At 62.5% G+C, this 18,793-nt stretch carries 13 protein-coding genes; 7 read left to right on the forward strand and 6 right to left on the reverse strand.

Features of this window, described 5'->3' with window-relative positions:
• The first annotated feature begins 195 nt into the window (after positions 1-195).
• Together VQ575_RS14475 and VQ575_RS14480 are read left to right on the forward strand one after the other, a co-directional pair.
• On the forward strand, positions 196-2,409 hold the full coding sequence (locus VQ575_RS14475; protein WP_046509638.1) for a TonB-dependent siderophore receptor: 2,214 nt from the start codon (positions 196-198) through the stop codon (positions 2,407-2,409).
• A 192-nt stretch (positions 2,410-2,601) separates the two neighbouring features.
• Positions 2,602-3,816 carry a multidrug effflux MFS transporter gene (locus VQ575_RS14480; protein WP_325917757.1) on the forward strand — a complete coding sequence of 405 codons (1,215 nt, stop codon included), beginning with the start codon at positions 2,602-2,604 and terminating at the stop codon, positions 3,814-3,816.
• 7 nt (positions 3,817-3,823) lie between these two features.
• Here the strand turns inward: VQ575_RS14480 and fabF are convergent, their stop codons facing one another.
• Genes fabF through VQ575_RS14495 form a run of 3 tightly spaced genes read right to left on the reverse strand, consistent with a single transcriptional unit; the run spans position 3,824 to position 9,275 of the window.
• Complete coding sequence (gene fabF, locus VQ575_RS14485; protein WP_039589884.1) at positions 3,824-5,110, reverse strand: beta-ketoacyl-ACP synthase II; 1,287 nt, start codon at positions 5,108-5,110, stop codon at positions 3,824-3,826.
• Positions 5,107-8,169 carry an efflux RND transporter permease subunit gene (locus VQ575_RS14490; RefSeq protein WP_325917758.1) on the reverse strand — a complete coding sequence of 1,021 codons (3,063 nt, stop codon included), beginning with the start codon at positions 8,167-8,169 and terminating at the stop codon, positions 5,107-5,109. Before VQ575_RS14490 ends, fabF begins: the two co-directional genes overlap by 4 nt.
• Positions 8,166-9,275 (reverse strand): efflux RND transporter periplasmic adaptor subunit, encoded by a 1,110-nt coding sequence (locus VQ575_RS14495; RefSeq protein ID WP_325917759.1) that lies wholly within the window; start codon positions 9,273-9,275, stop codon positions 8,166-8,168. Before VQ575_RS14495 ends, VQ575_RS14490 begins: the two co-directional genes overlap by 4 nt.
• A 212-nt stretch (positions 9,276-9,487) precedes the next feature.
• On the opposite strand from VQ575_RS14495, the gene VQ575_RS14500 reads away from it, so the two are divergent.
• On the forward strand, positions 9,488-10,948 hold the full coding sequence (locus VQ575_RS14500; protein WP_325917760.1) for an efflux transporter outer membrane subunit: 1,461 nt from the start codon (positions 9,488-9,490) through the stop codon (positions 10,946-10,948).
• A 53-nt stretch (positions 10,949-11,001) separates the two neighbouring features.
• On the opposite strand, the gene VQ575_RS14505 is transcribed toward VQ575_RS14500, so the two are convergent.
• Together VQ575_RS14505 and VQ575_RS14510 are read right to left on the reverse strand one after the other, a co-directional pair.
• Complete coding sequence (locus VQ575_RS14505; RefSeq protein ID WP_039589877.1) at positions 11,002-11,622, reverse strand: TetR/AcrR family transcriptional regulator; 621 nt, start codon at positions 11,620-11,622, stop codon at positions 11,002-11,004.
• A 100-nt stretch (positions 11,623-11,722) separates the two neighbouring features.
• Positions 11,723-12,679 carry a threonine dehydratase gene (locus VQ575_RS14510; RefSeq protein WP_039589875.1) on the reverse strand — a complete coding sequence of 319 codons (957 nt, stop codon included), beginning with the start codon at positions 12,677-12,679 and terminating at the stop codon, positions 11,723-11,725.
• Between the two features lie 103 nt (positions 12,680-12,782).
• Here VQ575_RS14510 and VQ575_RS14515 point away from each other — a divergent pair, with 103 nt between their 5' ends.
• The 3 genes from VQ575_RS14515 to VQ575_RS14525 all read left to right on the forward strand — a co-directional run bounded on the left by VQ575_RS14515 (position 12,783) and on the right by VQ575_RS14525 (position 15,686).
• Positions 12,783-13,577, forward strand: coding sequence for a helix-turn-helix transcriptional regulator (locus VQ575_RS14515; RefSeq protein WP_325917761.1), 795 nt, complete (start codon positions 12,783-12,785; stop codon positions 13,575-13,577).
• Between the two features lie 144 nt (positions 13,578-13,721).
• On the forward strand, positions 13,722-14,726 hold the full coding sequence (locus VQ575_RS14520) for a response regulator (protein ID WP_039589873.1): 1,005 nt from the start codon (positions 13,722-13,724) through the stop codon (positions 14,724-14,726).
• A 3-nt stretch (positions 14,727-14,729) separates the two neighbouring features.
• Positions 14,730-15,686: a sensor domain-containing diguanylate cyclase gene (locus VQ575_RS14525; RefSeq protein ID WP_039589872.1), complete on the forward strand. Its 957-nt coding sequence runs from the start codon at positions 14,730-14,732 to the stop codon at positions 15,684-15,686.
• Positions 15,687-15,801: 115 nt separating this feature from the next.
• Here the strand turns inward: VQ575_RS14525 and VQ575_RS14530 are convergent, their stop codons facing one another.
• A complete protein-coding gene (locus VQ575_RS14530; RefSeq protein WP_325917762.1) occupies positions 15,802-17,349 on the reverse strand; it encodes a carbohydrate porin in 1,548 nt (515 codons plus the stop codon).
• A gap of 169 nt (positions 17,350-17,518) precedes the next feature.
• Here VQ575_RS14530 and VQ575_RS14535 point away from each other — a divergent pair, with 169 nt between their 5' ends.
• Complete coding sequence (locus VQ575_RS14535; protein ID WP_325917763.1) at positions 17,519-18,793, forward strand: ABC transporter substrate-binding protein; 1,275 nt, start codon at positions 17,519-17,521, stop codon at positions 18,791-18,793.

Below are 18,793 nucleotides of genomic sequence, written 5' to 3' on the forward strand. Positions count from 1 at the left end.
GGGGCCCAAAAGTGGGCCACAGAATATGTCGAAACTAAAATAATTTCCCTACAAGACTGACAATATTAATGCAAACCCTTATCATTCACAGTCAAATTATGGCCAGTAGACACTAACCTCGCTCGCGTGCCTGATCCCGCCGGACCGGGATGGCAGGCCTGCGAAGATCAATAACGACCCCCAAGGACTTCCTCGATGCTCGTAAGAAAAACAACAGTTGGCACCGATAAACGTTACGTCTCGCGTCATCCAGCGTTTCACCTGAGCACCCTGGCCCTGGCTTTGGGGAGCATCTTTTCAGCACAGGCGATCGCCGCGCAGGAAGACGCTGCCGCCAACGCCCCTCTTCAACTCGGCGAAATCAACATCAACGCCGCCGCCGTGGAAAACCCTACGGCGCCGTTGGCCGGCAAAGTCGCCCTGCGCAACGGCAGCGCCACCAAATCCAACGCAGCCATTACCGAAACGCCCCAGTCGGTGTCCGTGGTCACCGCCGACGAAATGCGCGATCGCAAGTCGGACACCCTGGCGGACGCCCTGAGCTACACCCCTGGCTTCACCAGCCAGCCAAGCAGCTTCAACCGCACCTCCGACCGGTTCCGCATGCGCGGCTTCGACGTCGAATCCGCCACCGGCGGCTCGCTGCGCGACGGCATGCGCCTACAGTACAACTCCTACGACGGTGTCCAGGAACCCTATGGCCTGGAACGCGTGGAAGTCGTGCGCGGCGCCGCGTCGGTGCTGTACGGTCAATTGTCGCCCGGTGGCTTCGTCAACGGCGTGAGCAAACGCCCGACCGAAACCGCGCAGCATGAGCTGGGGATGCAATACGGCAACCATGACCGCAAGCAACTGACCGCCGACTTCAGCGGCCCACTCGGCGACAGCGAGGTCCTCAGCTACCGCTTGACCATGCTCAAGCGCGACAGCGACACCCAGCAGGACTACATCAATGACGACAAGCTCTACATCGCCCCGGCCCTGACCTGGCGCCCTAATGAAGACACCTCGCTGACCCTGCTTTCGTTCTACCAGAAGAGCGACACCCGCTTCTCCGCCCCGCTGCCCTACCAATTGGTCAAAGGCGTGGGCAACGGGCCGGTCACCATCGGCCGCCACGATTTCATCGGCGAGCCCGACTACGACGACATGAATGGCGAGATGTCCGCCATCGGTTATGAGTTCGAACACCGCTTTGATGAACACACCCGTATCAGCAACAAGCTGCGTTACTACGAAGCGGATGTGAAGTGGAAGTATCTGCAGGCGCAGACCAGCGCGGCTGCCATCAACGGAGCAGCCAATACCGGCGTCCTTCGTCGCCAGTACAGCGACCGGCGCGAGCGCTCCCGGGCGTTGGCCAGCGACACCAACATCGAGACGCGTTGGAACATCGGCGGCATCGAGAACACCTTCCTGGTGGGCGCAGATACCTACGATGCCTCGTATGATTCGCATAACTTCCGCGCCAACACGTCCTCAATCAATATCGGCGACTACAACTACGGCCAACCGGTGGTCGTGAACAAGGATCGCAGCCGTGACCGCGGTTCGCAGATCGACACCTTCCAGACCGGCATCTACCTGCAAGACCAGATCAAGTTCGACGATCACTGGCTTCTGTTGCTGGGCGGTCGCCATGACTGGGCCGACCAGGACCAGGAAGGCTTCGCCACCGGCCAGAAGCTGAGCCAGGACGACGAATCCACCACTTGGCGCGCCGGCCTGGTGTACGAAGCGGACAACGGCCTGGCCCCGTACATCAGCTACAGCGAATCGTTCTTCCCGGTGGCGGTAGCCGACGCGCCAGGCCAGACGTTCGAGCCGACCGAAGGCAAGCAGTACGAAATCGGTATCCGCTATCAGCCTCCAGGCAGCAACACGCTGTTGAGCGCAGCGGTGTACGAGCTGACGCAGGAAAACGTCGTCAAGCGCGACCTGGCCGGCAACAATCCCCAGCAGATCGGCGAACAGCGCTCCCGAGGCCTGGAACTGGAAGCCAAGAGCGACGTCACGCCTCAACTGACGGTCATCGCGACCTACGCCTACACCGATTCGCGCATCACCAAGAGCGTAATCCAGAGCGAAGTGGGCCAGCGCAGCGAAGATACGCCTTACCACCAAGCCGCGCTGTGGGCTGACTACAACTTCGCCCTGTTCGGCGTACCACAACTGAAGGTGGGCGGCGGCGCGCGCTACAAGGGCACCACCCAGGCGTCGGGCATCGATTCACAATTGCCGGCCTACACCCTGTTCGATGCCATGGCCAGCTACCAGATCGACAAGAACTGGGACGTTTCCCTCAACGCGAACAACGTGACAAATAAAAAATACGTCTACTGTGAAGCCGCCATCTGCCGCTACGGCGACGAGCGTGAGCTGGTGACCTCCGTCAACTTCCGCTGGTAACCCGCCTGGCTCGGTCGGCGCCGACAAGCGTCGACCGAGTCATTTCACGCCCTGCCAACGCTTCTGGCGCCCCGCTCGAAACCCCTCATCACCCATCCTCCTGAATCCTCTTTTGACCTTGACGCATCAGATGACGACCGTCATATTACGATCATCATAAGCCAGCCAAAAACCGGCCAAGAGGGTTGTTTCATGGAAACCGGAAATGCATCAGTGATTGAAGCTGCGCAGCCACAGGCATCGAGCCCCGCCCTGACCGGCCGAGTCGTGGCGCTGCTCGCAGGCCTCGCGGCCATCGGCATGCTCTCCACCAATATCATCCTTTCGGCGTTCCCGGTCATCGGCGATGAGCTCGGCGTGACCGCCCGCGAACTGGGCCTGACGTTCTCCAGTTATTTCGTCACCTTCGCCCTGGGCCAGTTGGTGGTGGGGCCGTTGGCTGATCGTTATGGACGCCAGAAACTGGTGCTGGGCGGACTCTCGGTGTTCATCGTCGGCACCGTCATCGCAGGGCTCGCCACCACGCTCGATGTCATGATCGCCGGACGCATCGTCCAGGCATTGGGCGTGTGCGCGGCCTCGGTGCTGTCGCGCGCCATCGCACGGGATCTGTTCGAAGGCGAGACATTGGCCCGCGCCCTGTCGTTGACGATGGTCGCCACCGCCGCCGCGCCAGGTTTCTCACCCTTGGCGGGCAGCGTGCTGTCCGTCACGCTTGGATGGCGCGCCATCTTCATCCTGGTGGGATTGGCCGCCGTTGTGCTGGCGTTCTTCTATGTCCGCGATCTTGGAGAAACGCATCCCGCCGATCGCCGCGCGCCGCACTCCACCGGCAGCGTCGTGCGCGCCTACGCCAGGCTGGCGGTGGACAAGCGCTTTATTTTCCCCGCCCTGTCGATGAGCCTGTTGCTCAGCGGCCTGTTCGCCTCTTTCGCCGCCGCCCCGGCCATCCTCATGAAAGGCATCGGCCTGACGTCGGTGCAGGCCGGCCTGTATTTCGCATCCACGGTGTTCGTCGTGTTCGCCGCCGGCATGGCCGCACCGCGCCTGGCCCACCGCTTCGGCCCACGGCACGTTGCCCTGCTGGGGATCGCCTGCGCCATGGTTGGCGGGGGGCTGCTCATCGTCGGGCCGGCCTATCCAGGCCTCGGCTGGTATGCCGTTTCGATGGTGACATTCCTCTGGGGCATGGGGCTGGCGAACCCGTTGGGTACGGCGATCACCATGGGGCCTTTCGGCAGGGAGGCCGGGATGGCCTCGGCGCTGCTGGGTTTTCTCTCGATGGGTGCCGCAGCCTTGACGACCTGGTTAGCCTCGGTCTTGAGCTTTTCCCCCATCCTGACCGTGGGCGCGATCCAGGCGTTGACCTGCCTGGTCGCGCTGGTGCTGTTCTTCCTGCGCCGCTGATCCGCCGTCAGTCTTGCCAACGACGGAACAACACGCTGGCGTTGACGCCACCAAAACCGAACCCATTCGACAACGCATGGGTGATCGGCATCTGCCGCGCCTTCAGGCCGACCAGATCGAGCCCGTTGCCAGCCTCATCGGGATGATTGAGGTTCAGCGTCGGCGGCACGACCTGATCGCGCAGCGCCAGGACCGTAAAGATCGCTTCGATGCCGCCCGCCGCCCCCAGCAGGTGCCCGGTGGCGGATTTGGTGGAGGTGATCGCCACGCCGGAATCCGTACCGAATACCGCGCGAATCGCCGCCAACTCACCGGCATCGCCCACCTGGGTGGATGTCGCATGGGCGTTGATGTGTTGCACCTCGGCGGGGTTGATGCCCGCCTGGCGCAGAGCCTGCTCCATGGCACGGCGGGCGCCATTGCCGTCTTCCGGCCCTGCAGTCAGGTGATAGGCATCGGCGCTGGTGCCATATCCCACAAGCTCTGCCAACGGCTTGGCGCCGCGGGCCAGGGCGTGCTCCAGCGACTCGATCACCAGCAATCCGGCGCCTTCGGCCATGACGAAGCCGTCGCGACCCTGGTCGAACGGCCGCGAGGCCTCCTGTGGACGCTCGGCGAATCCCGTGGACAGCGCCCGCGCCGCGGCGAAACAACCCAGGGTCACGCGGTCGATCGCCGCCTCGGTCCCACCGCAGAGGGCAATGTCCGCCTCGCCACTCCTGATCAGCCGAGCCGCATCGCCAATGGCCTGTACGCCGGCGGCGCACGCGGTGACAGGCGCACCGAGCGGTCCCTTGAAACCATGCCGGATCGAGACCTGCCCGGCCGCCATGTTGGCCAGGAAAGCCGGCGCGGTAAACGGCGACAATCGACGCGGGCCGCGTGCATCGGTGGTGCGCACCGCATCGGCAATCGTGGCAAAACCACCCACGCCCGAGGAGATGATCGTCGCGGTCCGCTCCTGATCGACGGCTTCGACAGGATGCCAGCCAGCCTGCTCGAGCGCTTCGTGGGCCGCCACCAGGGCGAACTCGATGAAGCGGTCCATCTTCTTGCGATCCTTGGGCGCGATAAGGCGCTCCGGGTCGTAACCGGCGATGCCATCCTCCTCCAGGGTCGGCACCTGCCCGCCCACGGCAACCCCAGTGCCGTCGGTCACGTCGGCGGACAGGTTGCGAATGCCGGAGTGCCCGGCCAACAAGCGCTTCCAGACCTCTTCCACCGCGCACCCCAACGGTCCTACCATGCCAACGCCGGTGACGACGATTCGTTTTTGACCTTCGCGATTTTTCATGAAGCCCTCTTCGTATCAGGACGGATCTTGAACCAGATGGAATACATCGCCGGCAGGAACACCAGCGTCATGATGGTGCCGACGAACGTGCCGCCGATCAGCGTGTAGGCCAGCGTGCCCCAGAACACCGAGTGCGTCAGGGGAATGAATGCCAGGATCGCCGCCAGCGCCGTGAGCAGCACCGGGCGGGCCCGTTGCACCGTGGCTTCGATCACTGCGTGGAACGGGTCGAGACCTTCGTTGGCGTTGTGATGGATTTGCCCGATCAGGATCAGCGTATTGCGCATCAGGATCCCAGACAGCGCGATCAGGCCGACCAGCGCGTTGATGCCGAATGGCTGGTTGAAGATCAGCAGCGTCGGCACTACTCCGATCAGGCCCAGCGGTGCCGTCAAGAACACCATGATCATCGCCGAGATCGAACGGACTTGAAGGATGATGATCAGCAACGTCATGGCGACCATGATTGGCACCAGCGGCACGATGGCCTTGCCGGCCTTGCCCGATTCCTCGATGGCGCCGGCCTGCTCGATCCGGTAGCCGGCGGGCAGCGTGTCGATGACCGGTTGCAACTGCTTGATGATCGCGGTCGAAACGTCCGGTGGTTGCAAGCCTTCCGCGATGTCGCCGCGCACGGTCATGGTCGGCGTGCGATCACGACGCCGCAGGATCGGATCTTCCATGCGCACATCGACTTCGCCCACCTGGGACAGTGGTATACGCTGGCCCGTCGCGCCGACCAGGGTGAAGCCTTCGATCCTGGCCGGATCCAGACGGATGTCCCCGGCAGCGCGGCCCACCACCTGCACCGAACGGATGTCCTCGCGGACCGCCGTGATCGGCACACCGCTGAGCAGGAATTGCAGCTGCTGGGCGACCGCGTTGGACGTCAGCCCCACGGCCTGCAAGCGGTCCTGGTCGAGGTTGAAGTGCAGGGTCGGCACCAGCGGCCCCCAATCGATGTTGACGGTCCGCATCAGCGGGCTCGCCTGCATGATGCCCTGGACCTGACTGGCGATCTCGCGCAGTTTCGCCGCATCAGGCCCCATCACCCGATAAGCCACGGGGAACGGTGAATACGGGCCAAACACCAGTTGCGTCACCCGCACCCGCGCCTCTGGGGCGAGCCCTTCGGCGAGCGCTTCGCGAAGGCGGAACTTGAGGGCTTCGCGCGCTTGCTGGCTGTCCGTCAGCACGACAATTTTCGCAAAAGACGGATCGGGCAGCTCCGGCGCCATTGCCAGGTAGAAACGCGGCGCGCCTTGGCCGATGTAGGCGGTGACGATCCGCGCCTCCTCTTGCTGTTGCAGCCAGGCTTCGACCTTGGCGGTGGTGGCGCTGGTCTGCTCGATGGAGGTGCCGTACGGCATCTGCACTTCCACCAGCACCTCGGGCCGGTCCGAGGTCGGGAAAAACTGTTTCTTGACCAGGCTCATGCCAAGGATCGCCACCACGAATGTCGCGATCACTGTACCGGCCACCCACCATTTGCGCGCAATGACCTGCGTCAGCACCTGGCGGAAGCGGTTGTAATGGCGGGTGTTGTAGATGGCTGCGTGGCCGCCTTCGACCTGCTTGATATCGGGCAACAGTTTCACGCCCAGGTACGGTGTGAAGGCCACCGCGACCACCCAGGAAGCGATCAGGGCGATGCCGACGATCCAGAACATGTTGCTGGTGTACTCGCCAGCGGTCGATTGCGCGAAACCGTTTGGCATGAAGCCGATGGCGGTCACCAGCGTACCGGAGAGCATCGGCGCGGCCGTGTGGCTCCAGGCATACGCGGAGGCTTTGATGCGGTCGTAGCCCTCCTCCATTTTCACGACCATCATTTCGATGGCGATGATCGCGTCGTCTACCAGCAACCCGAGCGCGAGGATCAGCGAACCGAGGGTGATGCGGTCGAAATTCTTGCCGGTGGCGGCCATGACCACGAACACCACGGCCAACGTCAATGGCACGGCCGCCGCGACAACGACGCCGACGCGCCAACCCATGCTGAGGAAACAGACAACCATCACCACCAGCAGCGCGACGAAGAACTTGACCATGAACTCACCGACCGCCGAGTCGATGTTCACCGATTGATCGGTGACTTTGGTCAGCGTCATGCCAAGGGGCATGTCCTGGTTGATCTTGCTAATCTGCGCGTCCAGCGCCTTGCCCAGGTCCAGGCCGTTCCAGCCCTCGCGCATGATGACGCCCAGCAACAGTGCCTCTTCACCGCCGTTGCGCACCCTGAACGTGGCCGGATCTTCGTAGCCGCGCTCGACGGTCGCCACGTCCGATAATTTCAACGAACGCCCCTGCACGACCACCGGCGTGTCACGAATCTTCTGCAGTTTGTCGAAGGCGCCATCCAGGCGCAGGAACACCTGTGGCCCTACGGTTTCGATGGAGCCGGCGGGCGTGAGCATGTTCTGGCTGTTGAGGGCGGCAAAAATATCCTGGGGCAACACGCCCAGGGTCGCCAAGCGCTCATGGGAAAACGAGACGAAGATCCGTTCGGCCTGCTCGCCGATGATATTGACCTTCTTCACGCCCGGCACATGCAGCAGTTGCTGGCGCAGCGCCTCGGCATCGCGGACTAACAGTCGTTGCGGCTCGCCCTTGGCTTTCAGGGCGAACAAGGCAAAGGTCACATCGGAGAACTCATCGTTGACCATCGGCCCGATAACCCCGGCCGGTAGCTTGGTCGCCTCGTCAGCGAGTTTCTTGCGTGCCTGGTAGAACTCTTCCTGCACTTGCGACGGCGGCGTGCGATCGACCAGCGACACCATCGTGAACGCAAGGCCGGGACGGGTATAGGTTTCGGTGCGGTCGTACCACTTCAGCTCCTGCAGGCGTTTTTCCAGCGGTTCGGCGACTTGATCCTGCATTTCCTGGGCTGTCGCGCCTGGCCAGGCCGTGATGACTGTCAGTTGCTTGACCGTGAACGGCGGATCTTCCGCGCGGCCCAGTTGGAAAAACGCCAGGACGCCCGCCACGGCGATCAGCAACAGCAGGAATACCGTGATGGAACGCTCGCGGACGGCGAGCGCCGAAAGGTTGAAGCTCATGGGCGATTCCCCGCAACCTTCGTGTCTATCGGTTGACCCAGCCTCACCGCCTCCCCTTCGCGCAGCAGAGGGGCACCCAGCGCAACAATCTGCTCGCCTCTTTTCAGCTCACCCGAGACCTGCGCGGCATCATCGCTCAAGCCGAGCACCTGGACGGGACGCCAGGTGACTGTCGCCGGTTCCCCGGTGATCAACCAGACACCGCTGCCCTTGCCCGCGTCGTACAGGGCCGCGATCGGCACTTGCAGCGCCTGTTCCGAGCGAGTCCCCGCGGCGATCCGAAGCGTGACCGTAGAACCCAGCGGCGCGTTGGCGAGCGCGCCTTCCAACACATACCGAGCCTCGAAGGTGCGCGTCACACGATCAGCGGAATCCGACAGCAGCCGCAGCTTCGCAGTGACGGCCTCGCTGGTCTTGCCGTAGAGCGTCGCCTGGGCAACGGAGCCTGCCGTCGGCCGCAGGGTCTCGGGCAGTTGCACCACGGCTTCGCGCTGGCCAGCCCGCGCCAGCCGCACCACGATCTGTCCCGGGGCGACGACCTGTCCAGGCTCGGCCAGTGTCTCCATTACCACGCCATCGGCGTCGGCCAGCAGTGCGGCATACCCGGAGGCATTGCGGGCGACGTCCGCTTGCGCCTGGGCCGCGCTGAGCTGCGCCCTGGCGGTATCGGCCGCAGCCTTGATCTGGTCGTAGCCCGAGGCTGAGATGGCGCCGGCTTCGACGAGGTCCCGGTAACGCACCTCGTCATCGGCGGTCTGCTTCGCCCTGGCCCGAGCGGCGGCAACCGCTTCCTGTTGCGCTCGCGCTTGCAGGCCCAGGTCGACGGGGTCCAGGCGCATCAGCGGCTGACCCCGCTTGACGGTCTGGCCGGTATCGACCAGTCGTTCCAGTATCTTGCCCGACACTCGGAAGCCCAGGTCACTCTGGACCCTCGCCGTGACCACGCCGGTAAACGAGCGCGACTGGTCGGGCGAACCCAGTACCTGCGCAACCCTCACCAAGGGCGCAAGCGTGCGCGGATCTTTCTCGGTGGATGACTCGCCACACGCCGTCAGGACGAGAGGCAACAGGCAAGCGGCAAGGGTGACAGGTCGACGCCGGAGCATAAGGTCCCTTTCTTGAGCGGACAGGATGAAAAGCGCATTCTCATTCCAGTGACTAATTCTGTCAATCGTCACAACCCAGTCACACTCTCGTCGGCGCTTGCGATCCCGGCAGGCTTGGAAAAAAGCTTTCACTTCAAGGCTGGACGCGAATTGACAGGATGTGACTGCATAGTGATATGGTCACCCTCTGCACAGCCCCAAGGAATTGTTCCATGCCACCCCTTCGTCCCCTGGCTTTTCTCCTAGGCACCAGCTTAATGGCAGGTTGCGCAGTCGGTCCGGATTACCATCGTCCCTCCGCCCCGCTTTCGAGTCGTTACGTCGGTCAGCCTTCGGTCGAACAAAGCTCCGCCAGCGCCCAAGCCGACTTGGTCCGTTGGTGGGAAGCATTTGGTGATCCAACCCTCACCGCGTTTATCACCAAGGCCCTCGAGCAGAACCTGGACCTGGCGCAGGCATCGGCACGTGTCACCCAAGCCCGAGCGGGCCTGGGTGCCGCGAATGCCGCTTTGCTGCCCTCGGGAAACATCAACGGCCAGGCGGCACGCGCCTATCAATCGGTCGAGACCCCGCTCGGCCAGGTGCTGGATTCGACACCCGGCTATGACCGCTACGGAAACCTGTACGAACTCAACCTCGGCGCCAGTTGGGAAATAGACGCGTTCGGCGGCCTACGACGCGGACGCGAAGCGGCGATGGCCGAATACCAGGCGTCAGAAGCCGGTGTCGTCGCCACGCGACTGGCCGTCGCCGCTCAAGTCGCGGATATCTACATTGCCGCCCGCGGCCTGCAGGCGCGGCTGGATATCGCAAAGCGCCAGGTCACCACGCAGCAGGACTTGCTGGAAAAAGTCCGGCTGCTCTACAGCAAAGGCCTGGCCGCCAATTACCAAGTCCACCAGACCGAGGGGCAATTGTCACAGGTGCAGGCCACCGTGCCGGTGCTGCAGACTGGCCTGGACGCCGCGATGAATGCGCTGGATGTCATGCTTGGCACGCCGCCCGGCACTCATCGGTTACAACTGGCAGAGCAGCGCGCTATTCCCCTGGCTCCGCAAATAACCACAACCGGAACGCCGGCGGACCTGCTACGCCGCCGGCCAGACCTGATCATCGCTGAACGACGCTTGGCGGCGTCCAATGCGCGCATCGGCGAAGCCGTCGCCGAGTACTACCCGAAATTTTCCCTCAGCGCCTTGCTTGGCAGCGCCACGGCGGTATCCGGCGGCAATCTCTTGAGCGGCGGCGCGAGCCAATCGGCGGGTGTGCTGGGGCTGCGCTGGAGGCTCTTCGATTTCGGCCGCATCAACGCCCAGATCGACCAGGCCAAGGGCCAGGAAGCCGAAGCGCTGGCCGCTTATCGCCAGTCCGTGCTGCGCGCCACCGAAGACGTCGAAAATGCGTTTAGCGCCCTGGTCAATCGAGAAGCCCAGGCGACCACCCTCGCCGAGGGCGAAACCTCGCTGACGCAAGCGCGCCGATCCTCCTTCATCGCCTACCAGAAAGGCACCGCCAGCCTGATCGACGTGCTCAATGCGGACGAGACATTGCTGCAAGCGTCCGATGCCCGAGCGCAAGCGCGAACCGAATCGGCCCGGGCAGCGGTTGCGGCATTTCGGGCGCTTGGCGGTGGGTGGCAAGCACCTGAAGATGGCCCTGTAGCGACAAGGTGAACGTTTAAGAGAATAGTCACCAATCAACGACCGGAGGTGCCCTCCAGCCGAGCTCAGGGCATCAGGCTACGCAGAATGAGATTGGACGTGAGCGTGGGGGCTTCCTCGACGAAGTCGAGGTTGTATTGCAGCAGCAACGGGTTGACGAACGGCCGCAAGGCCAGGTGAATGGCCTCCACCGTTTCGTCCAGCGGCGTGCGTCGTTCAAACTCGCCGAGCTCACGCCCCTCGCGCACGATCTGCAACACGAAACCCTTGATCCGTTCGTTGTACACCTGGGAACTGGGCCAGCGCTCCGACGCCGAAAATGCGGCGATGTCGTAGAGCTTGCGGTCGTTGAAGAACAGGTCCACACCCGTGACCACCAGCGTCTTGACCAGCCTGCGCAAGCGCTCCGTCGCCGAGAGCCCCTCCACATTGATCGCCTCTTCCACGGCCTGGACGATCGTCGACAGGCAATTGGAGCAGATGGCTTCGCCGATGGCCTGCTTGGAATCGAAGAACTTGTAGATGTACGCCTTGGAGAAACCGATGGCCTTGGCCAAGTCGGAAACCGTGGTCTTGCCAAAGCCGTACTGGCTGAAATGTTCATGGGCAGCCGCGATGATCTGGTCACGAATTTCGTGATCGACGGGTCCACGGACGCTGGGGGATGCAATGGATGGCTGGTTCATGGGGGCAGCTTACGCACCCCAAGGAAGGTTGACAACTTATGACCAATCCAAGATTAAGTCACAAGATAGTCAATAGCGCTTCGATAACCAGCCATGGCCACTAGCCGATCACGCGGGCATACACTGACCTGTCGACATTGCCGCCGGACAGAATAACCCCAACCTTTTTCCCCTCCATTTTCCCGCGCTCCTGGATAAGCGCCGCCAACGCCGCAGCGCCGGCACCTTCGGCCAGATTATGGGTGTCGGTGTAATAGACGCACATGGCCTCGGCGATCTCTTGATCGCTGACCGCCACGATCCGCGCCGCTCCAGCGCCGTAGACGGCGAAGGCCTCTGGAATCGGCTTACGCACGGCCAGGCCGTCGGCGAAGGTGTTGGCCGAGGCGGTTTCGCAAATTTTACCCGTCTCGAATGAGCGCTTCGCCGCCGTTGCCTCGGTGGACACCACGCCCACGACCTGGGTTTGCAAGCCCAGGGCGTCGCGGGCCGCGATGACCGCGCAGATTCCGGAACCGCAACCAATGGGCACGTAGACGGTATCCAGATCCGGCACGGCCGTGAACAGTTCCAAGGCATAGGTGGCGACACCCTTGACCAATTCGGTATGAAACGGCGGAACGAGATAGAGCCCCTGGGCCTGCGCCAGGCGAGCCGCCTCTTCCCGGGCCTCATCGAAATCGCGGCCGTACTCGATCACTTCACCACCGAAGGCACGCATGGCGTCGTTCTTCTCGACCGAGTTTCCCTCGGGCACCACGATCAATGCCCTCAGCCCCGCCGCGCTCGCCGCCAGTGCCTGGCTCTGGCCATGATTGCCCCGGGTCGCAGTGACAATCCCTTTCGCTTGCGGATGCTCGCGCTTGAGCCAATGCATGAAGGTGATGCCGCCGCGCACCTTGAACGCGCCCGTGGGGGTGTGGTTTTCGTGCTTGACCCAGACCGTGCAACCGAGGCGTTTCGCCAGCAACGGCCAGGCGTACTGGGCCGTGGCAGGCATGACTTGGTAAACCTGGCGAGCCGCTTGTTCGATATCGTCGAGCGTCAATGGGTACATGATGGGCCTCCTTTAGTTTCGACCAGTCTAGCCAGGGGCGCCGAACCCTGGCTTTCAGAAAACTGACCTGACTTTTATCCCGTCGCTTCACTACTATGGGCTCATGAGCCATCGAAATCGTCCGCAGCCGCCGCGCCCGCCTGAATCGACCCGTCGCATCGAGGCCGGCCCGTGGCTGATCGAATTGCTCCCCGGCTGCGCCTATGCGGCCCGATACGTCGCACCCCAGGCCGCCATCGGTTTTGCGTTCGACAGTCAGCGAGGCCTGCACGCCATCGGCAGCGACCGGGTACAGCCGTTCTACGCCAAGCCCAACGGCCTGGCGTTCGTGCCGGCCCAGTGCGACGTGTACTCGGAGTCCCCCGTGGGCGGCGAATACCTGCGCTTGATACGTACCGACCGCGTTGCGCTGGCGGGGGACCACGCCTTCAATAATCGCCTCGACTCACGCGCCAGCGCCCTTGCGCAACGCATGCGCCGGGCGCTGCTGCACGGCTCGTTCGAAGACGACTGGGAAGCCTGGGCGCTGGGATTGGCCGAACGCGTGGCGCCGGGCAAACCCCAGACGACGCGCACCCAGGGCTCGATGACCGACAGCCGGATGCGCCTGCTCGATGAGTTCATCGATGCCAGCCTGGATCAACCCCTTGGCGTGTCGGCGATGGCGCAGTTGCTGGGATTGTCCGAAGGTTATTTCATGCGGGCGTTCAAGATCGCCACGGGCAAAAGTCCCCATGGCTACCTGATCGACCGGCGCCTGGCCAAAGCCCGGGCGCTGATACGCGACTCGTCTGCGACGCTGGCGCAGATTGCCCACGCCTGCGGTTTCAGTTCACAGGCGCACATGACGACAACGTTCAAGCAGCGACTCGGCGTGAGCCCGGCACGATTGCGTTAAATGACGAAGTGCATTTGACGCCTTTGACTTAATGGTCCAGTTTTTAAAGAAGCTACAGATTGCATTCCGTTCGATAGTCAGAGGGCCACTGCCGCCTATGAGTGATGTAGGAAGGACCTTCCCCGCAGTTGAACGTCGTTGGGCATGCCAGTGCCGTTGATTCCCCTGGTTGTGTGCGACGACTCCACCATGGCGCGCAAGCAAGTGTTGCGTGCCCTGCCGCAAGACTGGCCGGTTTCAGTCACCGAGGCGGTTAATGGCCGCCAGGCGATGGATGCCATACGCCAGGGCCTGGGCCAGGTGGTGCTGCTCGACCTGACCATGCCGGAGATGGACGGTTACCAAGTGCTCAGCGCCTTGCGCGCCGAAGGCCTCAAGGCGCAAGTCATCGTGATTTCCGGGGACGTCCAGGATGAGGCCGTGCGCCGCGTCCATGAGCTGGGCGCCCTGGCCTTCCTGAAAAAACCGTTCGACGAAAACGAACTGCGCCAGACCCTCAACCGGGTGGGCCTGCTGACCCAACCCGGCAAGGCGCCGCTGCAGGACCGACCGGCATCGAACGCGGCGATCAGCTTCCAGGACGCGTTTCGCGAAACGGTCAACGTTGCCATCGGCCAAGCTGCGGCGTTGATTGCCAAGGTGCTGGGGGTCTTCGTGCAACTGCCGGTGCCGAACGTCAACGTGCTCGAAGTCGGCGAGTTGCACATGGCCTTGAACGACGTCGGCAGTTCCCAGCAACTCACCGCCATATGCCAGGGTTTTATCGGCAGCGGCATTGCCGGCGAAGCCCTGCTGATCTTCCACGACTCGGAAATCGCTGACATCGCTCAGCTGATGCAGCGCGAAAGCACCGACTACTCCGACCTGGAAATGCTCGTCGACCTTTCCAGCATCCTGATCGGCGCATGCCTGAGCAGCATCGCCGAGCAGATCGACGTGGTCTTCTCCCAAGGTCATCCGCAGATCCTCGGCCAGCACGCAGCCATCGAGGAATTGATCCGGGCAAACCGCGTCCACTGGAAAAAGACCCTGGCGGTGGAAATCAGCTACGGCCTGGAAGGCCAGGATATCCGCTTCGACCTGTTGCTGCTGTTCACGGAGGACTCCATCGAGCGGCTGACCCACAAACTCGCCTACCTGATGAGCTGAGCCATGACCGAAACCATTGATCTGAACGAATTCCACTGGTTGCTGGCGATCGTTCAGAGCATCGACGTCGGCGTGGTGGTGCTCGACCGCGAGTATCGCGTGCAGGTCTGGAACACCTTCATGGAGAACCGCTCCGGGGTCCAGCCCAAGGATGCCCAGAACCGGAACTTCTTCAGCCTGTTCCCGGAAATCGATCGCCAATGGTTCAGCCGCAAGGTGGAAAGCGTCGCCACCCTGGGCACCCCCGCGTTCACGGTCTGGGAGCAGCGCCCGTACTTGATGCGCTTCAAGAGCTACCAGCCGATCACCGGCCAGGAAGAGTTCATGTACCAGAACACCACGCTGCTGCCACTGCGCTCGCCCGACAACCGGATCAACCACATCTGTCTGGTGATCTATGACGTCACCGACGTCGCCACCAATCGTCATCAGATCCAGGCCGCCAATGCCCAACTGCAACTGCTCTCCAGCACCGATCGCCTGACGGGCCTGTACAACCGCGGCCATTGGGAAGGCAGCCTGAAAGCGGCTTACGCCCGTCACCAGCGCTACGGCAATGCGCTGAGCCTGGTGATGCTGGACATCGATCATTTCAAGCAGGTCAACGACACCTACGGCCACCAGGCCGGCGACAAGGTGATCGAGCAGGTCGCCGCGCTGTTGCATGAGCACGTACGCGAGTCCGACGTGGCCGGGCGTTACGGCGGCGAGGAGTTCGGCGTGGTGCTGTCGGACACCGACAAGGCCGGCGCACGGATTTTCGCCGAGCGCCTGCGCCAGGCCGTCGAGCAGTTGTGGGTGCAGTACAACGGCCAGGACATCCGTTTCACCATCAGCCTGGGCGTGGCCGACCTGAGCGCGCCGGCGAACGATCATGCCGAACTCATCGCCAGGGCCGACCAGGCGTTGTACACGTCAAAGAAAACCGGGCGCAATCGCGTGACGGTCCACGGTCATTGATCCAGCAAATTCAAGGGTACGAGCTCGCTCGCGATAGGGCTCTCACAGTCATCACCCTTGTTGATTGAAATGCCGCTATTGCGAGCGAGCCCCCTCAGGTTTCAACGGGGAGGCATCAGAACCAGGTTTCCATCTGGATACCGTACTGCCACACACCGCCAGCGTTGAAATCAGTCCTGCCAAAGGAATCGCTGGTGCTGTACCTGTCCAGGTCCGAGGACCAGTTCATGACGCTGGCGAACAGACGCAGCTCAGGACGCGTGAGCAGATCGCCCAAGTCAGGCTTGAAGGTCGGGGCGACCGTGAACTTCCAGAAGTTGCCGTCGACCGCATTACGTTGCAGGTAACCCTTGGGATCGAGCTGCATGGTTTGCCAACTGATTTCGTAGGCCATCTCGAAATTGCTGTTGATTTCGTTGGCCAACCGCACGTTCAAAGTCATCCAACGATAATCGTCATCCTTGACGTAGCGATCCTTGCTTTGCTCAGCCAGTAGGCTCGGGCCGATGCGCCAGTTGGGCGCCAGGGGCGTTTCGCCGTACAGCGCCAGACGCAGCGCACGGGCGTCGTCGATCAGTTCACCATCAGCGCCGACGTTCTTGACCTCAGCCCCCAAGCCTTGACCATAAAGTAGCGCCGACTTGAAGAAACCTTCACGGCCGAAAAAATCCTTCTGGTGATTGGCGACCATGCTGTGCAAGCCGGAATCTGCCGGCGTCAGCCCCGCTTCATTGTTGCGAGTGCCAACGTCGTTTTTCTTCGAACCGATGGCGTTGAACATCCACTGCCACTGCCCGCCGTCGAAAAACTGGTTGGAGGTCAGGATGTAGCTTTCCACGTCGGCATTGACGCCGCCCTCGCTGAAATCCCCGTAATTGCGACCGATCAACGAATAGTTCGAGCGCCAGTCCTTGGTCATCTGTATGTCATAGATGCCGCCGCCGGTGCCGGCCAGATAGACCACGTCAGAGTCCAGCCAGTGGATGTCGAAATTGTCCCTGTCGAAGCGCTTGCCGGCCCACAACGTGGAGTTTTCGAACATCGCGTTGCCCTTGAAGGCCGCAAGGTGATCGAGTTCGGTGAACACCTGGCGCACGTTCAGGTTGCTTTCCTCGGCGGTCCAGTCGTTGGAACTCTCCACGCCATCGGCAATGGACACTGTGAATTTGGAGCGAGTGCCGTTCTGCGCGTATAGCTCCTTCGACAGGTCGATGCGCATGTAGGTGTCATCCTCGTTACCGAGTCGCCCGACGGCGCCACCGACAGACCCGGCCGGCGTGGTGTACGGACCGCCACGCCCACCGCCCAACCCATCGTTGATCAGCAGACCGGAGCGGGCGTAGCCCTTGAAGCTGAAGCCGTCGGTGAGGTTTGCGCCACTGCCCGGCTTTTGCGTGCGGTGCTGACTGGCTTCGAGTTTTGCCAGCCGCGCATCGACAGTAGGCGTCGCCACAGCGGCAGCAACCGGTGGTGTGGCGAGTTTGAGTTGCTGCAATTCCCTGGCGAGTGCCTGTGTCTGCTGTTCGGCGGCGGCGGCGCGTTTTTCCGCTGCGCTGGCACGGGCTTCAAACGCCGCCATGCGCTCTTCCAGAGTGGCGGCTTGAGAGGTGCCTGCCGAGGCGCCGAGCACGCCTGCGAGTACCCAGCTTGATGCTTTCTGCATGTGGATTTTCCCTGTTTTGTTTTTATTGTTCTGTTGCCGCAGCCGGTCTTTTCGCCCAGGTTCCGACTTGTCGAGCCTGAAGAAAAAAAGGATGCCTCATTGCTGATACGCTGCTACATTTGGCGATGTTAACGTTAACTTTCCCAAAAACAAAAATAAAGAGGGCTTTATGAAACAGCTCAAATCGCTGCTTCCGGCGGCGCTGATCGGCCTTTGCGTCGGGTTTCCGTCCCTGTCGACAGCTGCCAACCTGACGATTTCCTGCGGCGCCGTGGGTGCAGAACTGCAACTGTGCAAGGAAGCCGTCGAGGCGTGGTCGAAGCAGACCGGTAACAGCGTCGAAGTGGTGTCCACGCCCAACTCGGCGACCGAACGGCTGTCGTTCTACCAGCAGATCCTCAGCGCGCAATCCAGCGACATCGACATCATCCAGATCGATATGGTGTGGCCGGGCATGCTGGCCAAGCACCTGATGGACCTGCGCGAAGTGCTGCCTGCCAACGCGACCCAAGGTTACTTTCAGGCCCAGGTGGACAACGCCACGGTGAACGGGCGCTTGGTGACCATGCCGTGGTTTACCGACTCGGGGCTGCTGTATTACCGCAAGGACTTGCTCGATAAGTACAACAAGCCCGTGCCCCAGACCTGGGAAGAAATGACCACCACCGCCAGGGCTATCCAGCAAGCCGAGCGCGATGCTGGCAACGCCAATGCCTGGGGTTATGTGTTCCAGGGGCGCGCCTACGAAGGTCTGACGTGCAATGCACTGGAGTGGATCAGCAGCCAACCGCAAGGTGGTTTGGTCAACGCCCAAGGCGACATTGTGGTCAACAGCCAGGCCTCGAAGGCGGCGTTGACCTTGGCCAAAAGCTGGGTCGGCGACATCGCTCCCCGTGGCGTGCTCAATTACACCGAGGAAGAAGGACGCGGTGTGTTCCAGTCGGGCAATGCGCTGTTCATGCGCAACTGGCCGTATGTCTGGGCCTTGGTGCAAAGCCAGGACAGCGCCGTGAAGGACAAGGTCGGCGTCGCTCCCCTGCCCCGTGGCGGCGCGACAGGCACCCACGCGTCCACCCTCGGTGGCTGGGGCCTGGCGGTGTCGCGCTACAGCGCCAACCCCAAGCTCGCCGCCGAACTGGTGAGCTACCTGAGCAGCGCCCAACAGCAAAAACACCGTGCCTTGGTGGGCGCCTATAACCCGGTGATCGAGTCGCTCTACCAGGACCCCGAATTGCTCGCGGCCATGCCTTACTACAGCCAACTGCACAGCATTCTCAACGATGGCGTCATGCGCCCCGCCTCGATCACCGCCGACCGCTATCCACGGGTCTCCAATGCGTTCTTCGATCAAGTGCACGGCGTGCTCGCCGGCGAGCGACCGGTGGATCAGGCCCTGGCCGAGCTGGAAAGCGAACTCACACGGATCAAACGCCGGAACTGGTAA

The organism is Pseudomonas frederiksbergensis (genome assembly GCF_035751725.1).
Classification (GTDB): Bacteria; Pseudomonadota; Gammaproteobacteria; order Pseudomonadales; family Pseudomonadaceae; genus Aquipseudomonas; species Aquipseudomonas frederiksbergensis_A.

Bases quoted from the DNA above. Each gene is read 5' to 3' on its own strand.
- VQ575_RS14475 (WP_046509638.1), top strand. From the start codon at position 196: ATGCTCGTAAGAAAAACAACAGTTGGCACCGATAAACGTTACGTCTCG.
- VQ575_RS14480 (WP_325917757.1), top strand. From the start codon at position 2,602: ATGGAAACCGGAAATGCATCAGTGATTGAAGCTGCGCAGCCACAGGCA.
- fabF (WP_039589884.1), bottom strand. From the start codon at position 5,110: ATGAAAAATCGCGAAGGTCAAAAACGAATCGTCGTCACCGGCGTTGGC.
- VQ575_RS14490 (WP_325917758.1), bottom strand. From the start codon at position 8,169: ATGAGCTTCAACCTTTCGGCGCTCGCCGTCCGCGAGCGTTCCATCACG.
- VQ575_RS14495 (WP_325917759.1), bottom strand. From the start codon at position 9,275: ATGCTCCGGCGTCGACCTGTCACCCTTGCCGCTTGCCTGTTGCCTCTC.
- VQ575_RS14500 (WP_325917760.1), top strand. From the start codon at position 9,488: ATGCCACCCCTTCGTCCCCTGGCTTTTCTCCTAGGCACCAGCTTAATG.
- VQ575_RS14505 (WP_039589877.1), bottom strand. From the start codon at position 11,622: ATGAACCAGCCATCCATTGCATCCCCCAGCGTCCGTGGACCCGTCGAT.
- VQ575_RS14510 (WP_039589875.1), bottom strand. From the start codon at position 12,679: ATGTACCCATTGACGCTCGACGATATCGAACAAGCGGCTCGCCAGGTT.
- VQ575_RS14515 (WP_325917761.1), top strand. From the start codon at position 12,783: ATGAGCCATCGAAATCGTCCGCAGCCGCCGCGCCCGCCTGAATCGACC.
- VQ575_RS14520 (WP_039589873.1), top strand. From the start codon at position 13,722: ATGCCAGTGCCGTTGATTCCCCTGGTTGTGTGCGACGACTCCACCATG.
- VQ575_RS14525 (WP_039589872.1), top strand. From the start codon at position 14,730: ATGACCGAAACCATTGATCTGAACGAATTCCACTGGTTGCTGGCGATC.
- VQ575_RS14530 (WP_325917762.1), bottom strand. From the start codon at position 17,349: ATGCAGAAAGCATCAAGCTGGGTACTCGCAGGCGTGCTCGGCGCCTCG.
- VQ575_RS14535 (WP_325917763.1), top strand. From the start codon at position 17,519: ATGAAACAGCTCAAATCGCTGCTTCCGGCGGCGCTGATCGGCCTTTGC.